The sequence below is a fragment of the Phyllobacterium sp. 0TCS1.6A genome (genome assembly GCF_026420825.1).
In the GTDB taxonomy this organism is placed as follows: Bacteria; Pseudomonadota; Alphaproteobacteria; order Rhizobiales; family Rhizobiaceae; genus Phyllobacterium.
Genome location: NZ_JAPMAB010000001.1, coordinates 16,401 through 33,775, shown reverse-complemented (window position 1 = coordinate 33,775; position 17,375 = coordinate 16,401). Strand labels below are relative to the sequence as shown.

At 63.2% G+C, this 17,375-nt stretch carries 12 protein-coding genes; 3 read left to right on the top strand and 9 right to left on the bottom strand.

Annotated features, from left to right (window positions below):
• The first annotated feature begins 189 nt into the window (after window positions 1-189).
• Entirely contained in the window at window positions 190-1,173 is a 984-nt protein-coding gene (locus OSJ75_RS00140; RefSeq protein WP_267226019.1) for a glutathione S-transferase family protein, read from the top strand.
• A gap of 2 nt (window positions 1,174-1,175) precedes the next feature.
• Here the strand turns inward: OSJ75_RS00140 and OSJ75_RS00135 are convergent, their stop codons facing one another.
• Window positions 1,176-1,646, bottom strand: a complete 471-nt coding sequence (locus OSJ75_RS00135) for an NUDIX domain-containing protein (protein ID WP_267226016.1) — start codon at window positions 1,644-1,646, stop codon at window positions 1,176-1,178.
• Between the two features lie 710 nt (window positions 1,647-2,356).
• Between OSJ75_RS00135 and OSJ75_RS00130 the strand changes: the two genes are divergently transcribed.
• Window positions 2,357-3,286: a metallophosphoesterase family protein gene (locus OSJ75_RS00130; RefSeq protein WP_250018563.1), complete on the top strand. Its 930-nt coding sequence runs from the start codon at window positions 2,357-2,359 to the stop codon at window positions 3,284-3,286.
• Here the strand turns inward: OSJ75_RS00130 and OSJ75_RS00125 are convergent, their stop codons facing one another.
• From OSJ75_RS00125 to putA, 7 genes are all read right to left on the bottom strand, one after another.
• Entirely contained in the window at window positions 3,287-3,847 is a 561-nt protein-coding gene (locus tag OSJ75_RS00125; protein ID WP_267226013.1) for a hypothetical protein, read from the bottom strand.
• A 262-nt stretch (window positions 3,848-4,109) separates the two neighbouring features.
• On the bottom strand, window positions 4,110-5,807 hold the full coding sequence (gene leuA, locus OSJ75_RS00120; protein ID WP_250018561.1) for a 2-isopropylmalate synthase: 1,698 nt from the start codon (window positions 5,805-5,807) through the stop codon (window positions 4,110-4,112).
• Between the two features lie 310 nt (window positions 5,808-6,117).
• Complete coding sequence (locus OSJ75_RS00115) at window positions 6,118-7,074, bottom strand: alpha/beta hydrolase (RefSeq protein WP_267226011.1); 957 nt, start codon at window positions 7,072-7,074, stop codon at window positions 6,118-6,120.
• Window positions 7,075-7,360: 286 nt separating this feature from the next.
• Window positions 7,361-8,269, bottom strand: a complete 909-nt coding sequence (locus OSJ75_RS00110) for a cation diffusion facilitator family transporter (protein WP_267226009.1) — start codon at window positions 8,267-8,269, stop codon at window positions 7,361-7,363.
• 39 nt (window positions 8,270-8,308) lie between these two features.
• Window positions 8,309-10,492, bottom strand: a complete 2,184-nt coding sequence (locus OSJ75_RS00105) for an anthranilate synthase (RefSeq protein WP_267226007.1) — start codon at window positions 10,490-10,492, stop codon at window positions 8,309-8,311.
• Window positions 10,493-10,750: 258 nt separating this feature from the next.
• The gene (locus tag OSJ75_RS00100) at window positions 10,751-12,427 is read right to left on the bottom strand and encodes a formate--tetrahydrofolate ligase (RefSeq protein WP_267226005.1); all 1,677 of its coding nucleotides are present in this window, start codon (window positions 12,425-12,427) and stop codon (window positions 10,751-10,753) included.
• Window positions 12,428-12,506: 79 nt separating this feature from the next.
• Window positions 12,507-15,599, bottom strand: a complete 3,093-nt coding sequence (gene putA, locus OSJ75_RS00095; protein WP_267226003.1) for a bifunctional proline dehydrogenase/L-glutamate gamma-semialdehyde dehydrogenase PutA — start codon at window positions 15,597-15,599, stop codon at window positions 12,507-12,509.
• Between the two features lie 110 nt (window positions 15,600-15,709).
• Between putA and OSJ75_RS00090 the strand changes: the two genes are divergently transcribed.
• Window positions 15,710-16,171, top strand: coding sequence for an Lrp/AsnC ligand binding domain-containing protein (locus OSJ75_RS00090; protein WP_250018555.1), 462 nt, complete (start codon window positions 15,710-15,712; stop codon window positions 16,169-16,171).
• Window positions 16,172-16,228: 57 nt separating this feature from the next.
• Here the strand turns inward: OSJ75_RS00090 and OSJ75_RS00085 are convergent, their stop codons facing one another.
• Entirely contained in the window at window positions 16,229-17,359 is a 1,131-nt protein-coding gene (locus tag OSJ75_RS00085) for a DUF2333 family protein (RefSeq protein WP_250018554.1), read from the bottom strand.
• Window positions 17,360-17,375 lie beyond the last annotated feature (16 nt).

Here is a 17,375-nt window from a genome sequence, read left to right as displayed (position 1 = left end):
TCGTCGGATGAACAGGCTTCCTGTCAAAATCTTCTCCATTTTTTCCGCCTAGCATCAAAAACGGCCGAGGTAAACCGGAAAATCGCCGCCGCATCGGCGAATGGTGACGCATTGTTCACCCCATGCGCCTCGCCAAAGCCGGCGGCAGTCCCTATTGATTGGGGCAGGCAGGAATAGGAGATACCGGCAATGGGTGTTCTGGTCGACGGCGTCTGGCATGATCAATGGTACGACACCAAATCGAGCGGCGGCAGGTTCATCCGCTCGCAATCGCAGTTCCGCAACTGGATCACCGCCGATGGCAGCCCCGGCCCGAACGGCAGCGGCGGTTTCGAGCCGGAGCCCGGCCGCTACCATCTCTATGTGTCCTATGCCTGCCCCTGGGCGCACCGCACATTGATCTTCCGGGCGCTGAAAGGCCTCGAGGAACAGGTTTCCTTCTCCGTCGTCGATCATTTCATGGGCGCCGATGGCTGGACCTTCCGCATCCGCGACGGCGCCACCGGCGATCATCTTTTCGGCTATGACTATCTGCACCAGGTCTATACGCGCGCCGATGCTGGCTATTCCGGCCGCGTCACCGTGCCGGTGCTCTGGGACAAGAAGCGCGACACGATCGTCTCCAATGAATCCGCCGAGATCATCCGCATGTTCAATTCGGCATTCGGCGACAACGGCTCGCCGGATTTCTACCCCGCCGAACTGCGCAGCCAGATCGACGAGATCAATGCCATCATCTATCCGAACATCAATAATGGCGTCTATCGCGCCGGGTTCGCCACCACGCAGGAGGCCTATGAGGAGGCGTTCACGCAGCTGTTCTCGACATTGGACGAGGTCGAGGCGCGGCTCTCCGGCCAGCGCTATCTCGTCGGCGACAGGCTGACGGAGGCCGACTGGCGGCTCTTCACCACATTGCTGCGCTTCGATCCGGTCTATGTCGGCCATTTCAAATGCAACAGGCAGCGCATCGCCGACTATCCCAATCTGTCGAATTATCTGCGCGATCTCCATCAGGTCGAGGGCGTCGCCCCGACGGTGAACATGCTTCATATCAAGGCCCATTATTACGGCAGCCACAGGACCATAAACCCGACGGGCATCATCCCGCTCGGCCCCGATATCGACAATGGCGCGCCGCATGATCGCGGGCGGTTCGCGGCCCGCAGCTAGGCCTACCAGACCAGCGGTATCTCCCTGCCCTCGAAGATTTCCGCCAGGCGCTGGCGCGTTGCCGGCGTCGTCCCCTCCGGCAGGGCGCCGAGCGGGAAGAACGCCGCCTCGGCGATCTCGCGGTTCGGCACGAAGGGCGCCGCCTGCCGGAACGAGCGGCAGACATAGAGCGCGACATGATCGCGGCGCGAGGCATGGGCGTTCTGGTAGATCGCGAACAGGTGCGCCCGGCCGGTGAGTTCGACGCTGCTTTCCTCGAGTATCTCGCGCGCCAGCGTGTCTTCCAGCGTATCGCCGGTCTCGACGCCGCCGCCGGGAAACTGCCAGCCGGGCACATAGGTATGGCGAATGAGGAGAACGGAATTCTCGGCCTCGTCGAAGACCACGCCGCGCGCGCCGAGCGTCATCGGCCGGCGCATGAGGAAATAGGTGTGGAACAGGCGGTGCCGCCATCTGCGCCGATTATCCGCCATGGAACATCCATCGTCTGCGGCACGTCATGAAGCCGGCCCAAAAAAGATTCTGCCCGTCAGTCTAACCGCTTCGGCGTTGTTTGAAACCCCGCCCTCCCTCCCATGGCCCGCGCGGTGGGATAGATTTTCGGCCTAAAAAAATATTTTGCCCTGCAAGCTGCTGATTTCGCTCAATCTTCCTTCCGGCACGCAAAAAACTTATCCCACCACTTTGGAACCGGGTTATTTTGATTCGGTCCTTTCCAGTGGGGGAGCAGCTTCCGGAGCTGTTTCGACAAGCTGGGAAAGGATGGCGTTGCCGGATAGTCGGAAGTGACAATCCCGATTGGCCGGCAAACTGCAGAAGGAAACGGAGGTGGCGCTCTTGTTTCCGGGTTGTTGCGTCTGACAAACGCAGCAACAGCAGGCAAAGACGTCGCGGGCGGTCTTCGGACCTCGACCCTGATACCTACTGACGCGCTGAAGACCGCCCGTCTCCCCCCATTTCAATGACCAGACGCGATTGTCGCGGGCGTGGTGCGGATGTTCTGTATCCAGCAGGGGTTGCACGACCACCACCTCCCTCATGATGAGCCAACCTCCCTCATGCTGAGCTTGTCGAAGCACGCGGTACAGTACCTGCCATTGCTTAGAGACCGGCAGCGACGGCCCCGCCCGTGCGACTGTTCTGTCACTGGATTTCGAGCCGATAAATCCCTAATGCTAATTCGATGTTCCGTCTCGCCCACATCTCCGACATACACCTGTCGCCACTGCCATCGCTGACGCTGCGCGAGCTGATTTCAAAGCGCATTACCGGCTATATCAACTGGCGCTCCAACCGGCGCGAGGCGATGGCCGGCGGCGCGCTCGACATGGTGATTGCCGATCTCAAGGCCAATGCGCCGGATCACATTGCCGTGACCGGCGATCTCGTCAATCTGGCGCTGGACGAGGAACTGGAAACGGCGCGGGCCTGGCTGAAGACGCTCGGCGATCCGGACGATGTCTCGGTCGTCCCCGGCAATCACGACGCCTATGTGCCCGGCGCGCTGAAGAAGACGCGGCTGTTCTGGGAAGCATGGATGCGCGGCGACCGCCAGAGCGCCGAGAAAAGCCCGGTGGAATTTCCCTATCTGCGGGTGCGCGGCGACGTCGCGCTCATCGGCGTCTCATCGGCGCGCGCCACGGCGCCCTTCATGGCAACGGGCGACATCCGCAGCAAGCAGGCGCAGAAGCTGGGCGAGATTCTGGCGGAGACGGGCCGGCGCGGCCTGTTCCGCGTCGTGATGATCCACCACCCGCCGGTCCGCGGCGCTGCGCCCTCGCACAAGCGCCTGCTCGGCATCGGGCTTTTCCAGCGCACGGTGCGCGAGCACGGGGCCGAACTCGTGCTGCACGGCCATACCCACCTTTCCACCATCTACCAGATAGGCGGGCCCGACTGGTCGATACCGGTAGTCTGCGTGCCATCCGCCAGCCAGGGCTTCGCCAGCAGCCACAAGCCGGCCGGCGCGTTCAATCTCTTCAGCATCGCGCGGACCAATGCCGGCTGGACATGCCGCATGACGGAGCGCGGCATCGTCGATGCGCAGATGACCATCCGCACGATCCGCGAACATGAGCTGACCGTCGGCGCCCAACTGGCGCGAACATATTAGTCACTGGACCAGACCGGCAAGGCTGGCGAAGCGCTCCCGGAACAACAGCACCAGTGCCGCCGCACCGGCCGAAGCGCCGATCAGGAACCAGAACAGGGCAGTGAAGAAGGCGCTGAGGCGCGACCGCTGCCGAGCGCTGCCGGCCGGCACCGTGACCGCCACCGGCGCGCCGGGCGCTTCCCTCGCTTCCTTGACGGGCCTGGCATCGACAAGGGCGCTGCGCCGCCCCTCCATCAGATAGCGCCGCTCGACGATGCGCTCGGCGATGTAATTGGTGACGGCATCGGCCATGGCGCGGATATCGACCGCTTCGGCGACGACGATGCGCCCGGCGCGCGTATCGCGCAGGAACCGGTAGGTGCGCCGGTCACGGGCGATGACCACATGCGAGGTCGCATCGATCCACAGGCGCGGCTGCTGGCCTTTCGAGATGGCGAAATCCCATTGCTGGTCGTCCTCCGGCACGTCGTCGAACACCGGCTGCAGATCCTGCGCCAGCAGCTCTATCCGGGCAAGATCGGCCTCGCGCGCATCGCTGGCAAAATCCCCCCTGTCAGCCATGGCGATCTGCGCGCCGCGAACTGCTTCTGCAAGGCTGAGCCGACTTTTGGGGTTGGAATTCTCTTGCATCTTACTTTCAGAAAAAGCGCTCGCGCGGGACATCCGGAACCGCGTGAGCGTAGCAATCCTGCCCGTTCAATGCACCTGAAACTTGGCGGAATTCGGCCTATCCTTTGGTGTAACAGCGCCTTTGCTCTAATTCATTAGGCGCGAAGACCGGGAGGCGAAACACCTCCCGATCCATCTTGTTCGCGACCCGAATCTAGCGCGAGGCGAGGATGCGGTTCGCGGCGGAGACGATGCCTTCGAGCGAGGCGGTCACGATGTTCTTGTTGATGCCGGCGCCGAAGATTTTCCCGCCCGGATGCTCGATCTCCATATAGCTGATGGCGGCGGCGTCCGAACCATGCTGGAGCGAATGTTCCGAATAGTTGACCACCGACAGCCGGAAGCCGAGATAATGCGACAGCGCATCGATGAAACCATCGACCGGCCCGGTGCCCCTGCCCTCGATGCGCTTCGTCTCGCCGCCATCGGTGATCTCGGCGGAGAGGATGCGCATGCCCTTGTGCTCAGTATCCGGATAGGTGTGGTGATCGACGAATTTGAGGCGGCCGCCCGGCTGCTCGACATAGAGCTCCTGGAAGCGCTCGTAGATACGCCGCGAAGGCATCTCCTTGCCTTCCTCGTCGGTGATCGCCTGGATGTCCCCGCGGAACTCCACCTGCATGCCGCGCGGCAGGTTGAGGCCGTAATCCGCCTGCAGGATATAGGCGATGCCGCCCTTGCCCGACTGCGAATTGATGCGGATGATCGCCTCATAGCTGCGGCCGACATCCTGCGGATCGATCGGCAGGTAGGGCACTTCCCACAGCGGCTTGTTGGCCTGCTTGATCGCCTTCATGCCCTTGTTGATCGCATCCTGGTGCGAGCCGGAGAAAGCCGTATAGACGAGTTCGCCGACATAGGGATGCCGCTCGGGTATCACCAGCTGGTTGGAATATTCGTAGACTTCCTTCATCCGGTTGATGTCGGAGCAGTCGATGCCGGGATCGACGCCTTGCGTGAACATGTTCAGCGCCAGCGTGACGATATCGACATTGCCCGTGCGCTCGCCATTGCCGAACAGCGTGCCCTCGACCCTGTCGGCGCCGGCCATCAGCCCGAGTTCCGTCGCCGCGATGCCGGTGCCGCGATCATTGTGCGGGTGCAGCGAGACGATCAGGTTTTCGCGATTGTCGAGCTGCCTGCACATCCACTCGATGCGGTCCGCATAGATGTTGGGCGTCGACATCTCCACCGTCGAAGGCAGGTTGATGATCAGCTTGTTGTCGGGGGTCGGCCTGACGATTTCGCTGACGGCATTGCAGATGTCGAGCGCGACTTCGAGTTCGGTGCCGGTGAAGCTCTCGGGCGAATATTCGAAGCGGTAGCCACCGCCGGCCTTCGCCGCCATGTCGGTGATCATCTTGGCCGCATCGGTGGCTATGGCCTTGATGCCGCCGACATCCTTGTTGAACACCACCCGGCGCTGCAATTCGCTGGTGGAATTGTAGAAATGCACGATCGGCCGGTTGGCGCCCTCCAATGCCTCGAAGGTGCGCGCGATCAGCTCCGGCCGGCACTGGACCAGGACCTGCAGCGACAGGTCGTCCGGCACATTGCCCTCCTCCACGCACCAGCGGCAGAAATCGAAATCGGTCTGCGAGGCGGAGGGAAAGCCGATCTCGATCTCCTTGAAGCCCATGTCGAGCAGCAGCGCGAACATGCGCACCTTGCGGTCGTGGCCCATGGGATCGACCAGCGCCTGGTTGCCGTCGCGCAGGTCGACGGAACACCAGATCGGCGCGGTTTCAATGCGTTTCGACGGCCATTGGCGGTCTCTCATGTCGACGAGCGGATAGGCTTCGTATTTCTGCGCCGCGCTCGGCATGCCCTTGTTTGCTGATTGGTTGATCATGTCGGTCATCTGCTTCTCGTTTCCAGCCCGATGCGCCTGGTGGCAGCAGTCGCGGCATTCTTTTTAGGCGTTGAACTTGTCTTGTAAAGGGTAAGGAGCGAGAGCCTTGCGGCGGCATCGACCGCCGGACGCTCCTCAACGAGCCCGGCGATCGCCGATAAGGCCGAGAAGAAGCGGTAGCGCACGACGAACCGTGCCGCGGGCGCGGACGGAGAAGGACAAAGATGTCTCGTGCGTGTTCATGGCGGCAAGAAGTAACCGACTGGCCGCCATGATGCAAGTATCTTGATAATGAAGCCGGGCGGAAACCCTATTTTCTCAACTGGGCGGTCGCACCGGAAAGCCATTCGCTGACGACGCGCACATCATCCTTGCCGAGGCCATGGTCCGACTTGATCGAACGGGCCTCGACGCGCGCGCCATGCGAGCGCAGCATGTCCTCCAGCGCCGGCGCATAGGGCGCATAGAGCTGGTCGGCGGCGCCGGACACGGTGAGCACGCGCGCATGCGCCAGATCCGCATCGACCGAGCCGGTCAGCACCGGCATCGAGCGCAGCAGCACCGCCTGCTTGACGAGGCCCGGATAGAGCATCATCACCGAATTGATCAGGTTGGCGCCGTTCGAATAGCCGAGAAAGGTCATGCGGTTGGCGTCGAAGCGGTATTTGGCCGTCGCCTGCCTGAGGAATTCGGCAAAGGCCGTGGCCTCGGAGCGGATGTCCTGCTGGTCGAAGCTGACCGGCGTCAGCCGGCGGTACCAGCGGGTCGAGCCATCCTGGACGACGCGTCCGCGAACGGCGAGAAGCACCGCATTGGGCGCGATCTTCGAGGCGAAGGAAACGAGGCTGGTCTCGTCCTGTCCCGAGCCGTGCAGCAGCACCATCGTATCGCCATTGGCGGCCTGCGGCCTGTAGATGCGATAGCGGAACGACAGGTCGTCGCGGAGCGCGCCTTCGCTCTGCGGAATGATTTCGCCCTTAACTGCCTTGTTCAAGATGCTGACACCACCCGTGGCTAGTACATTTATCGGCACAGCCTTGCCGGTGGGCTGCGGCGCGGTCTTGATCTTCTTCGGCGCGCAGGCATCGGCGGACTGGATATTATCAGTATCGGGACGCGGATCAACGTCGTCGTCGGTGACGATCGTTGCCTTGCCCGGAGTGGATTTCACGGCGCAGTCATCGGTGCCGCGCGCCGAGGCCGGACCGATGGCGGCCACCGCGAGGAAGAGTCCCGCCATGAGTGCAAAGTTGAAGTGTTTACCCATAAGTTTAGCCTAGTAGTGAAAGGTTAACTAAATTTGTAAACAGCCGCGTTCGTCCACCCGCGCTCAGCCAGCTGCCATGCGTGCCGCATCCTCGCTCCCGGCGAGAATGATCCTGTATAAAGCTTGTCCCCATGTTCGCGCTTTGCGCGGAATTGCTTCGGAGAATTCGCATTGCCACGCGATTAGTCACGTGACGCTGCTTCTATGTCAACATAATTGTAACGAAATCATGACCGACTGAAATATATCGTGACGCCTGTTGCGGCTTTGCCTCAACGGCGGCGGCTCACGCAAAGGGCACTGCGGCCGTGCCGGGCGGCAGTTTTGCCTCGTCCTCCGGCTCCACATGGATGACCACTTCCAGATCGGGGATCTGCTTCATCAGCGCATCCTCGATCCGGTCGCAGATGACATGGGCATCGCCGACGGTCATGTCGGCCTCGACGACGAGATGAAATTCGATGAAGGTCATGCGGCCGGCGATGCGGGTCTTCAGATCGTGGACTTCGAGCGCGCCATTGGCATTGGCGGAGATGATGTCGCGGATGCGCATGGTCTCCTCCGTCGCCACGCCGCCATCCATCAGCCCCTGCACCGAATTGCCGATGACGCCCCAGCCCTGCACCAGGATATTGATCGCGACGATCACCGCCAGCGCCGGATCGAGCACGGTCCATCCCGTCAGCACCGCGCCGACAAGGCCGGCAAAGACGCCGACGGAGGTGACGACATCGGTGAGGATGTGCTTGCCGTCGGCCAGGAGCGCCGGCGAGCGATGCCTGCGGCCCGCGCTGATGAGCAGCCAGCCCCAGACGCCATTGATGAGCGAGGCGACGCCGTTGATGGCGAGGCCGGTCCATGGCTGGTCCAGCAGGCGCGGCGCTTCCCAGGCAAGCCACACCTCGCGCAGGATCAGGATGGCGGCAAGGATGATGAGCACGCCTTCGATGACGGCGGAGAAATATTCCGCCTTGTGGTGCCCATAGGGATGATTCTGGTCCGCCGGCTTGTGGCTTACCCTGATCGCCCACCAGGCCGCCAGCGCCGCCACCACATTGACGATCGATTCCAGCGCATCGGAGTAGAGCGCCACCGACCCGGTGACGTAATAGGCGCAATATTTGAGCGCCAGCACGGCCACGCCGATGAAGATTGACCAGAATGCCAGCCGCTTGACCGTGTTCTCACCATTCATTTCAAGCACCGGACCAGACCATGCAATGCGGGCTGCCGGTCAGGCCGCCCGCTCCTTTGCCCGCCGCGGCAGATGTGCGACGACGTTCTCGATCATGCGCATACCAGCATTGGACCCGAGTGTCATGATGGATTCGGGATGAAACTGCACGGCCGCGATCGGCTCGCTCTTGTGCTCGAACGCCATGATGACGCCATCCTCGGTTTCCGCGGTGACGATGAATTCATCCGGCAGGCGCACCGGATCGGCAAAGATCGAGTGGTAGCGGCCGACGGTGACTTCCTTCGGCAGGCCGGAGAATATCCTGCCCTGCCGGGTGATGCGGATGCGCGACGGCTTGCCGTGCATGGGCACGTGCAATTGCCGCAGCGAGCCGCCATAGGCCTCCGTCAGCGCCTGCAGGCCGAGGCAGACGCCGAAGATCGGCAACTGGCGGCCCCGCGCCCGCCTGATCGTCGCCTTGCAGTCGAAATCCTCCGGCATGCCGGGCCCGGGCGACAATACGACCAGATCCGGCTTGACGCGATCGAAGATCTCGTCGGCCACGGGCGAGCGCACGGTGGTGACCGTCGCGCCGGTCTGGCGAAAGTAGTTCGCCAATGTGTGGACGAAGGAATCCTCGTGATCGACCAGCAATATGTTCAGCCCCTCGCCGACGCGGGCCACCGCGCGCTCCTGCGCCGGGATGTTGCTCTTGTGGGCGTCGCGGACGGCAGCGATCATGGCGGAAGCCTTGAGCTCGGTCTCGGCTTCCTCCTCCTCCGGCACCGAATCATAGAGCAATGTCGCCCCGGCGCGCACCTGCGCCACGCCATCCTTGATGCGGATGGTGCGCAGGGTCAGGCCCGTATTCATGTCGCCGTTGAAATTGACCATGCCGATGGCGCCGCCATACCAGGCGCGCGGGCTGCGCTCGTTCTCCTCGATGAAGCGCATCGCCCACAATTTGGGCGCGCCGGTCACCGTCACCGCCCAGGCATGCGACAGGAAGCCGTCAAAGGCGTCCATATCCTCGCGCAGGCGGCCTTCGATGTGATCGACCGTATGGATGAGCCGCGAATACATCTCGATCTGGCGCCGGCCGATGACACGTACCGAACCCGGCTCGCAGACGCGGCTCTTGTCGTTGCGGTCGACGTCGGAGCACATGGTCAGCTCCGACTCGTCCTTCTTCGAATTCAGCAGTTTTATGATCTGTTCCGCATCGGCGATGGCGTCCTCGCCGCGCTTGATCGTTCCCGAGATCGGGCAGGTCTCGATGCGCCGCCCGACGACGCGCACGAACATTTCCGGCGATGCGCCGACCAGATATTCATTGTCGCCAAGGTTGATATAGAAGGAATAGGGCGACGGGTTGATCGCCTTGAGGCGGCGCGAGATGACCGAGGGCGACGTCTCGCAACGCTCATGGAAGGTCTGGCCCGGCACGACCTCGAAAAGATCGCCGCGCATGAAGCTTTCCTTCGCCTTCTTGACGAGTTCGGCATAATCGCCGGGATTATGGTCGCCGCGCCCCGGAATGGCGTCGGTCGGCTGGAATGGCCGGGTTTCGGTCGTCCTCGGCAGCCCCTCCGTCGATCGGCCCCCATAGGCGTAATCGTAGCGGTCGAGCCATGCCTTCGCCGCATGGTGATCGACGACGAGTATCTCGTCCGGCAGGTAGAGCACGATGTCGCGCTGGTCGTCGGGGCGCTTCAGCTTGTATTCGATCGGATCGAACTGGAAGGCCAGATCATAGCCGAATGCGCCATAAAGCCCGAGATTTGCATCGTCCTCGGTGAAGAACAGCGCCACGATGGCCCGAAGCACGGTGAAAACCGAAGGAATGCGCGAACGCTCCTCCTCGGTGAATGGCCGCGATGGCAGGGCGATCTCCAGATCGAGCTTCACGGCGCTGGCGTTCGAAACCGTCACGTCGTCGAGATCGCTCACCACCTGGCGGATCGGCGCCAGCAGCACCTCGCCGCGGCCATTAAGCGCTTCGATCGTCATGTGGCGGCCATTGGAGGTTATGACCAGCGGCGGATCGACGATCGCCGTATCCCAGCGCGTATAACGGCCCGGATATTCGTAGTTCGACGAGAAGACCGCGCCGCGCCGCTCATCCAGCGCATCCACATAGCCGTCGATGGCGGTGGCGTAATCCGTCGCTGCCCGCGACCGCGTGATCGTCACCCCGCCCTTCGTGTCGAAAATCTCGACGTCACCCTCAATTCTATGCATGTTCCGTTCCTTGTTGCATTGGCTTTCGGGCATTCCGGACGGGGTCAAACAAAAAGGCCGCCCGGATTACCCGTTGCGGCCCTGTCCCTTTTACCTGCATGCAAAAGGCTTTAGCGGCCGCTTGACGCGACCCACCACCAACCATTCGAGATGATGCAGACAGTATTCATGGCCGCGATTGTTAGCCCCAGCCGGCGCCGCTTGCAACAGGAAATTTGGAAGCAGCTGCCCAGAAGTGCCGTCCCGGCGCCGGGCGCCTCAGAACAGCCCTTCCACCAGCCCTTCCTCATTGAGGAATATCCGCTCCGCCGCGGGCGATTTCGGCAGGCCGGGCATGGTCATGATCTCGCCGCAGATGGCGACGACGAAGCCCGCGCCCGCCGACAGGCGCACCTCGCGCACATGCACCACATGATTGACCGGCGCGCCGCGCAGTTCGGGATCGGTTGAGAACGAATATTGCGTCTTCGCCATGCAGACCGGCAGATGGCCATAGCCGGCCTCCTCCCAGCGGCGCAGCTGTTCCAGCACGCTGGCATCCGCGGCCGCCTCCGCGCCGCGATAGATGCGCTTGACGATCGTGTCGATCTTGTCGAACAGCGGCATCTCGTCCTCGTAGAGCGGCGAAAACTGCGCGCTGCCGCTCCTCGCGAGCGCCGCGACCTTGTGCGCCAGTTCCTCGATGCCCGCCGAGCCATGCGCCCAGTGCCTGCACACCACCGCTTCCGCGCCATGCGCGGCGACGAAGGCCTTGAGCGTCTCGATCTCGGCATCGGTATCGGCGGTGAAATGATTGATGGCAACGATCACCGGAACGCCGAACTGGCGGACGTTTTCCATGTGGCGGCCGAGATTGGCGCAGCCCGCCTTCACCGCCGCCGTGTTCTCGGCGCCGAGATCGGCCTTGGCGATGCCGCCGTGCATCTTCATGGCCCGCACCGTCGCGACGATCACCGCCGCCGCCGGCATCAGCCCGGCCTTGCGGCATTTGATGTCGAAGAATTTCTCGGCGCCGAGGTCGGCCCCGAAGCCCGCCTCGGTCACGACGAAATCCGCCAGTTTCAGCGCCGTCTTCGTCGCGACGACGGAATTGCAGCCATGGGCGATATTGGCGAAGGGCCCGCCATGGACGAAGGCCGGATTGTTCTCCAGCGTCTGCACCAGATTGGGCTGCATCGCATCCTTCAGGAGCACCGCCATCGCCCTGTCCGCCCCGAGGTCGCGCGCATAGACCGGCGTCCTGTCGAAGCGGTAGCCGACGATGATCTCGCCGAGCCGGCGCTCGAGGTCCTCAAGATCGGTCGCGAGGCACAGGATCGCCATGACTTCCGAGGCGACGGTGATGTCGAAGCCTGATTCGCGCGGGAAACCGTTGGAAACGCCGCCGAGCGCCGAGGCGATGCCGCGCAGGGCGCGGTCGTTCATGTCCATCACCCGCCGCCATGTGATGCGGCGCGTATCGAGATCGAGCGTGTTTCCCCAGTAGATGTGATTGTCGATCATCGCCGCCAGCAGATTGTGCGCCGCGGTGATCGCATGGAAATCGCCGGTGAAGTGAAGGTTGATGTCCTCCATCGGAATGACCTGCGCATAGCCGCCGCCGGCCGCGCCGCCCTTGGTGCCGAAACAGGGGCCGAGCGAGGCTTCGCGGATGCAGACGATGGCCTTTTCGCCGATCCGGTTCAGGCCGTCGCCGAGGCCGACCGTCGTCGTCGTCTTGCCCTCGCCGGCGGGCGTCGGGCTGACGGCGGTGACGAGGATGAGCTTGCCATTGGCGCCCTGCCTGCCCTTGATGAAGCTGGCCGAAACCTTGGCCTTGTCGTGACCATAGGGAACGAGATGTTCCGGCGGTATGCCGATCCGGGCGCCGACCTCGACGATCGGCTTCTTGCTGGCGGAACGGGCGATTTCGATATCGGATTTGACACTGGCCATGGGCGTTTCTCCCTTGTGCCTGCATAGCATCGCCGGGACGGTTTGGGGATAGCGCGCGACAACTATCCCCAAACGAGGGTTATTCGCCGATGGCGATCAGGCTGGCATTGCCCCCTGCCGCCGCCGTATTGACCGAAACGACCTGTTCGAGGGCAAAGCGGCTGAGATAGGACGGACCGCCCGCCTTCGGGCCGGTGCCGGAAAGGCCGGAGCCGCCGAAGGGCTGGGTGCCGACCACCGCGCCGATCGTGTTGCGGTTGACGTAGATATTGCCGACATCGAGCCGATCGACGACCTTGGCGACCGTCGCTTCGATGCGCGTATGCAGGCCGAAGGTCAGCCCGTAGCCGGTCGAGGCGATCTGGTCGAGCACCTTGTCGAGGTCCCTGGCCTTCCAGCGCACCACATGCAGCACGGGGCCGAACACCTCCCGCGTCAGCGCCTGCGGCCCGTCGAGCTCGACGATATGCGGTCCGAAGAACAGCCCGCCTTCCGGCGCATCGCCGGCAAAGCGCACCTTCTGCGTCTTGCGCATCTCGGCGATATGGGCGGACAGCATGTCGTGCTGGTCCTGGTCGATGATGGGCCCGACATCGGTGGAGGGCAGCGACGGATCGCCAAGCACCAGTTCCCGCGCCGCGCCTTCGATCATCGCCAGCATGTTGTCGGCGATATCGTCCTGCAGGTAGAGGATGCGCAGCGCCGAGCAGCGCTGGCCGGCCGAGCGGAAGGCGGACATGACGACATCGTCCGTCACCTGCTCGGACAGCGCCGTCGCATCGACGATCATGGCATTGAGGCCGCCGGTCTCGGCGATCAGCGGAACGATGGGCCCCTTCTTGGCGGCGAGGGTGCGATTGATGGCCCAGGCCGTATCCGTCGAACCGGTGAAGGCGACGCCGGCGATTGCGGGATGGGAGGTCAGCGCGGCGCCGACGGCGCCATCGCCCGGCACATAGAGCAGCGCATCGGCAGGGACGCCGGCCTCATGCAGCAGGCGGACCGCCTCGAAGGCGACGAGCGGCGTCTGTTCGGCCGGCTTGGCGACGACCGTGTTTCCGGCTGCGAGCGCCGCGCTCACCTGGCCGAGGAAGATCGCCAGCGGGAAGTTCCACGGGCTGATGCAGACGAAGGTGCCGCGCCCGCGATGACGCAGCTTGTTCTCCTCGCCCGTCGGCCCCGGCATGGACTTGTCCGAGCCGAACTTGCGCCGCGCCTCGGCGGCATAATAGCGGCAGAAATCCACCGCCTCGCGTATCTCGGCAATGCCGTCGTCCAGCGTCTTGCCGGCCTCGCGCGAGAGCAGGTCGAGGAAGAGATCGCGCCGCTCCTCTAGGAGCTCCGCCGCCCGCTCCAGCGCCCTGGAACGCGTATCCACCGGAAGCCGCGACCAGCTGGCGAAGCCGGCACGGCCGACATCGACGGCCATTGCCGCCTCTTCGGCGGTGGCAGGGACCACCGTGCCGACGAGCGAACCATCGACCGGGGAAACCACGTCCCGCCTGGCCCCGCTTGCCCGCAGCTTCGGAACGAGCGGCAAAGCCCCGACCGGGCGGGAGGCCTTCTCGATGCCATGCAAAAGTGCCGCGAGTTCCTTCCTGTCGCCGAGTTCGACGCCGGCGGAATTCACGCGCTTGCCATAGAGCTTCAGCGGCAGCGGAATATCCGGATGGCGGTAGCCGCGGCCATCATTGAGCTTTTCCGCCGGGCGGACCAGCAGGTCGGCGATGGGCACGCCGCTATCGCCCACCACGGAGACGAAGGAGGAATTCGCGCCGTTTTCCAGGAGCCGGCGTACAAGATAGGCCAGGAGATCGCGATAGCCGCCCACCGGCGCATAGATGCGGCAGGCGATCCTGTCGTCCCGCTCGGTGATCTGCTTGTAGAGGCTTTCGCCCATGCCATGCAGGCGCTGGAACTCGAAGCCGCTCTTGTCCGCCCCGGCCATCTCGAGGATCATCGCCACCGTCAGCGCATTATGCGTCGCGAATTGCGGAAACAGCCGCGGCCTTGCCTCCAGCAGGCGGCGGGCGCAGGCAAGATAGGACGCATCCGTCGCCGGCTTGCGGGTGAAGACAGGATAATCGGCAAGGCCGCGCTCCTGCGCGCGCTTCACCTCCGTATCCCAATAGGCGCCCTTGACCAGGCGGACCATCATGCGGCGGCCAAGACGGCCGCACAGCCGGTCCACATGCTCGATCACCTGCAACGCGCGCTTCTGGTAGGCCTGGATGGCGAGGCCGAACCCATCCCAGCCATCGAGCGAGGGATCGGCGAAAACGCGGTCGATCACGTCGAGCGACAGTTCCAGCCGGTCGGCCTCCTCGGCATCGACGGTGAAGTTGAGATCGTAGGATTTCGCCTTCTGGGCCAGCGCCAGCAGGTCCGGCACGAGTTCCGCCATGACCTGCGCATGATGCGTGGCGAGATAGCGCGGATGCAGGGCGGAGAGCTTCACCGAGATACCCATCCGGTCGGGCAGCTTCTTGTTGCCGGTGACACGGCCGATGGCATCGATGGCGTCGGAATAGGATTTGAAGTAGCTGGCGGCATCCTTGCGGGTGCGCGCGCCCTCGCCCAGCATGTCGAAGGAATGGCGATAGCCCTTGGCCTCGTTGGTGGCAGCGCGCTTGAGCGCATCCTTGATCGTCTCGCCGAGCACGAAATGCTGGCCGAGATAGCGCATGGCCTGCTTCGTCGCGGTGCGCACCGTCGGCAGCCCGATCCGCTTGACGAGCGAGGAAACCACGCCTTCCGGCGTTTCGCCCGGCTTGATCACCTTGGCCGACAGGCCGAGCGCCCAGGCGGACGCGGACACGAACCAGGTATCGCCGCTCGGCTCGTGCTCGGACCAGTGACCCTGCTTCAGCTTGTCCTCGATAAGCTTGTCCTGCGTCGCCGCATCCGGCACGCGCAGCAGCGCCTCGGCAAGCACCATCAGGGCGAGGCCCTCGCGGGTCGAAAGACCATATTCGCGCAGGAAATCCTCGACGCCGCCAATGCCGCTGGCTTCCTTGCGGATGGTGGCGATATATTTGCTCGCGCGCGTGTCGATCCGGCGGTTGGTTTCCTCCGGCAGCGCAATCGAATTCAGCAGATCCTCCACCAGTTTCTGGTCGTCGGGAGCATAGGGAGCTGAAAAACTGCGGTCGGCATTAAATTGTTCGGTCATCGAGCTTTTCCTGATTGATTTTTCCCATATAATCTATCTTACTTGGTTATTCTCACCAATGAACGAGAGATTATCGGGTTAAAACACTAAAAACGGGGTGCATTTTAGCGATGAAGAATCTGGATAGTCTCGATCGGCGCATCCTGCGCGAATTGCAAAAGGACGGGCGGCTTTCGAATACCGAACTGTCCGAGCGCATCAGCCTGTCGCAGACGGCGACGAACGAGCGGGTCAAGCGCCTGTCCCGCGATGGCTATATCCTTGGATATACAGCCAAACTTTCGCCGAAAAAGCTCGATCGCGCAATGCTGGTCTTCGTCGAGATCAAGCTCGATCGTACCACACCCGACGTCTTCGCGACATTCGCCGCCGCCACGCGGCGCAATCCCGACGTGATGGAGTGCCACATGGTGGCGGGCGGCTTCGACTATCTCGTCAAGGCGCGCGTCGCCGACATGGAACATTACCGCCGCTTCCTCTCCGACGCGCTGCTGTCGCTGCCGGGCGTGCGCGAAACCCACACCTATGCGGTCATGGAAGAGGTCAAGGAAAGCTCGTCGCTTCCCGTCTGACCTCACCCTGCCTGAACAAGGAGGCCGGCACCCGGTCCGCCCCCCGCATAACAGCTGCTACTGCTGGAGAACCTGCTTGATGTCGATCAGGTTCGAGCGGACGCGCAGGATGTAGAAGCCCATCGTGGTCAGGTGGTTCGGCAGGAGCCAGCCGCCTTCGCTGCCATTGGCGATGATCCAGGGCTGGATGCCGAGGGCCGAGCGCAGCTGGCCGTCCATGCCGTCCCACAGCGAAGTGAGGTGCTTTTCCGTCAGCACCTGGTTGAAATCCACCTGGGCGGCGTTCATCAGCCCGTAATAGGCATAGAGCTGGCCATAGGCGAACCAGAAGCGGTCGTCGGCGCGCGTGTCGAACCAGCCATTGTTGAAATTCTCCGACCGGTCCTTGAGGATGGCGGAGGTGGCGCCGATATCGTTGGCGATGCGGTCGATGAACTGGATCAGATTGTCGGCGCGGGCGTCGAAGATCGCGTTGCAGTTTTCGAGCTTGCCGTTGAAGGTGCGCAGATCGTTGACGGCGGTGCGGTAATAGGTCGGCGTCGGCGTCTTCGGGCCGAAGGGGTTGAGGCCGAAATACCAGGCATCCTCGGTGAACTGGAGATTGCCGCGCGCCCGCTGCAGATCGGCGTCGATCTGCGAGGTGCCGCGAACGCGGCCGAGCGTATCGACGAGTTCGACCGCCGTGCGCCGGACGGCCGAATTGATGCCGCGCTGGAACGATGCCTTGTTGTCGAGGAACGGCGTCCTGTCCCAGTCCATGCCGAAGAAGCCGAGCTTGTAGAGCAGCATCGACGATATCCAGGCATTCTGGTTGACGTTGAAATCGGTCAGGTCGGCGGTGACCTCGACGATGGCCGAGCGCGCGCAGGCCTTGGCCGGCGTGCCAGCCGCCTGCGCCGGATCGGTCAGCGGCTCGCCCGCCGGCACGTTCTTCTCCTTGAAATTATAGGCGGCGACATAGTCCGGGTTGAAATTCGACCACAGCTGGCTGGCATAGAAGAAATAGCCATAGAGCCCCAGCCAGACGATGAGCGCCAGCCCGACCACGGCCTTGGCGATGATGCCGCGCTGGCCGTACCAGCTGCCCAGCCACAGAAACGGCCAGAGCAGGAGACCAATGACGAAGCCGATCCCCCGGCCCAGAAGGGAGAAAATCCGGCTGAAAAAGTTCACGATGGGCTCGAGCATGCTGGTTCCTCACTGG

What these genes read in the sequence shown, in the direction of transcription:
- OSJ75_RS00140 (WP_267226019.1), top strand. Translation starts at nt 190, where the DNA reads ATGGGTGTTCTGGTCGACGGCGTCTGGCATGATCAATGGTACGACACC.
- OSJ75_RS00135 (WP_267226016.1), bottom strand. Translation starts at nt 1,646, where the DNA reads ATGGCGGATAATCGGCGCAGATGGCGGCACCGCCTGTTCCACACCTAT.
- OSJ75_RS00130 (WP_250018563.1), top strand. Translation starts at nt 2,357, where the DNA reads ATGTTCCGTCTCGCCCACATCTCCGACATACACCTGTCGCCACTGCCA.
- OSJ75_RS00125 (WP_267226013.1), bottom strand. Translation starts at nt 3,847, where the DNA reads ATGGCTGACAGGGGGGATTTTGCCAGCGATGCGCGCGAGGCCGATCTT.
- leuA (WP_250018561.1), bottom strand. Translation starts at nt 5,807, where the DNA reads ATGATCAACCAATCAGCAAACAAGGGCATGCCGAGCGCGGCGCAGAAA.
- OSJ75_RS00115 (WP_267226011.1), bottom strand. Translation starts at nt 7,074, where the DNA reads ATGGGTAAACACTTCAACTTTGCACTCATGGCGGGACTCTTCCTCGCG.
- OSJ75_RS00110 (WP_267226009.1), bottom strand. Translation starts at nt 8,269, where the DNA reads ATGAATGGTGAGAACACGGTCAAGCGGCTGGCATTCTGGTCAATCTTC.
- OSJ75_RS00105 (WP_267226007.1), bottom strand. Translation starts at nt 10,492, where the DNA reads ATGCATAGAATTGAGGGTGACGTCGAGATTTTCGACACGAAGGGCGGG.
- OSJ75_RS00100 (WP_267226005.1), bottom strand. Translation starts at nt 12,427, where the DNA reads ATGGCCAGTGTCAAATCCGATATCGAAATCGCCCGTTCCGCCAGCAAG.
- putA (WP_267226003.1), bottom strand. Translation starts at nt 15,599, where the DNA reads ATGACCGAACAATTTAATGCCGACCGCAGTTTTTCAGCTCCCTATGCT.
- OSJ75_RS00090 (WP_250018555.1), top strand. Translation starts at nt 15,710, where the DNA reads ATGAAGAATCTGGATAGTCTCGATCGGCGCATCCTGCGCGAATTGCAA.
- OSJ75_RS00085 (WP_250018554.1), bottom strand. Translation starts at nt 17,359, where the DNA reads ATGCTCGAGCCCATCGTGAACTTTTTCAGCCGGATTTTCTCCCTTCTG.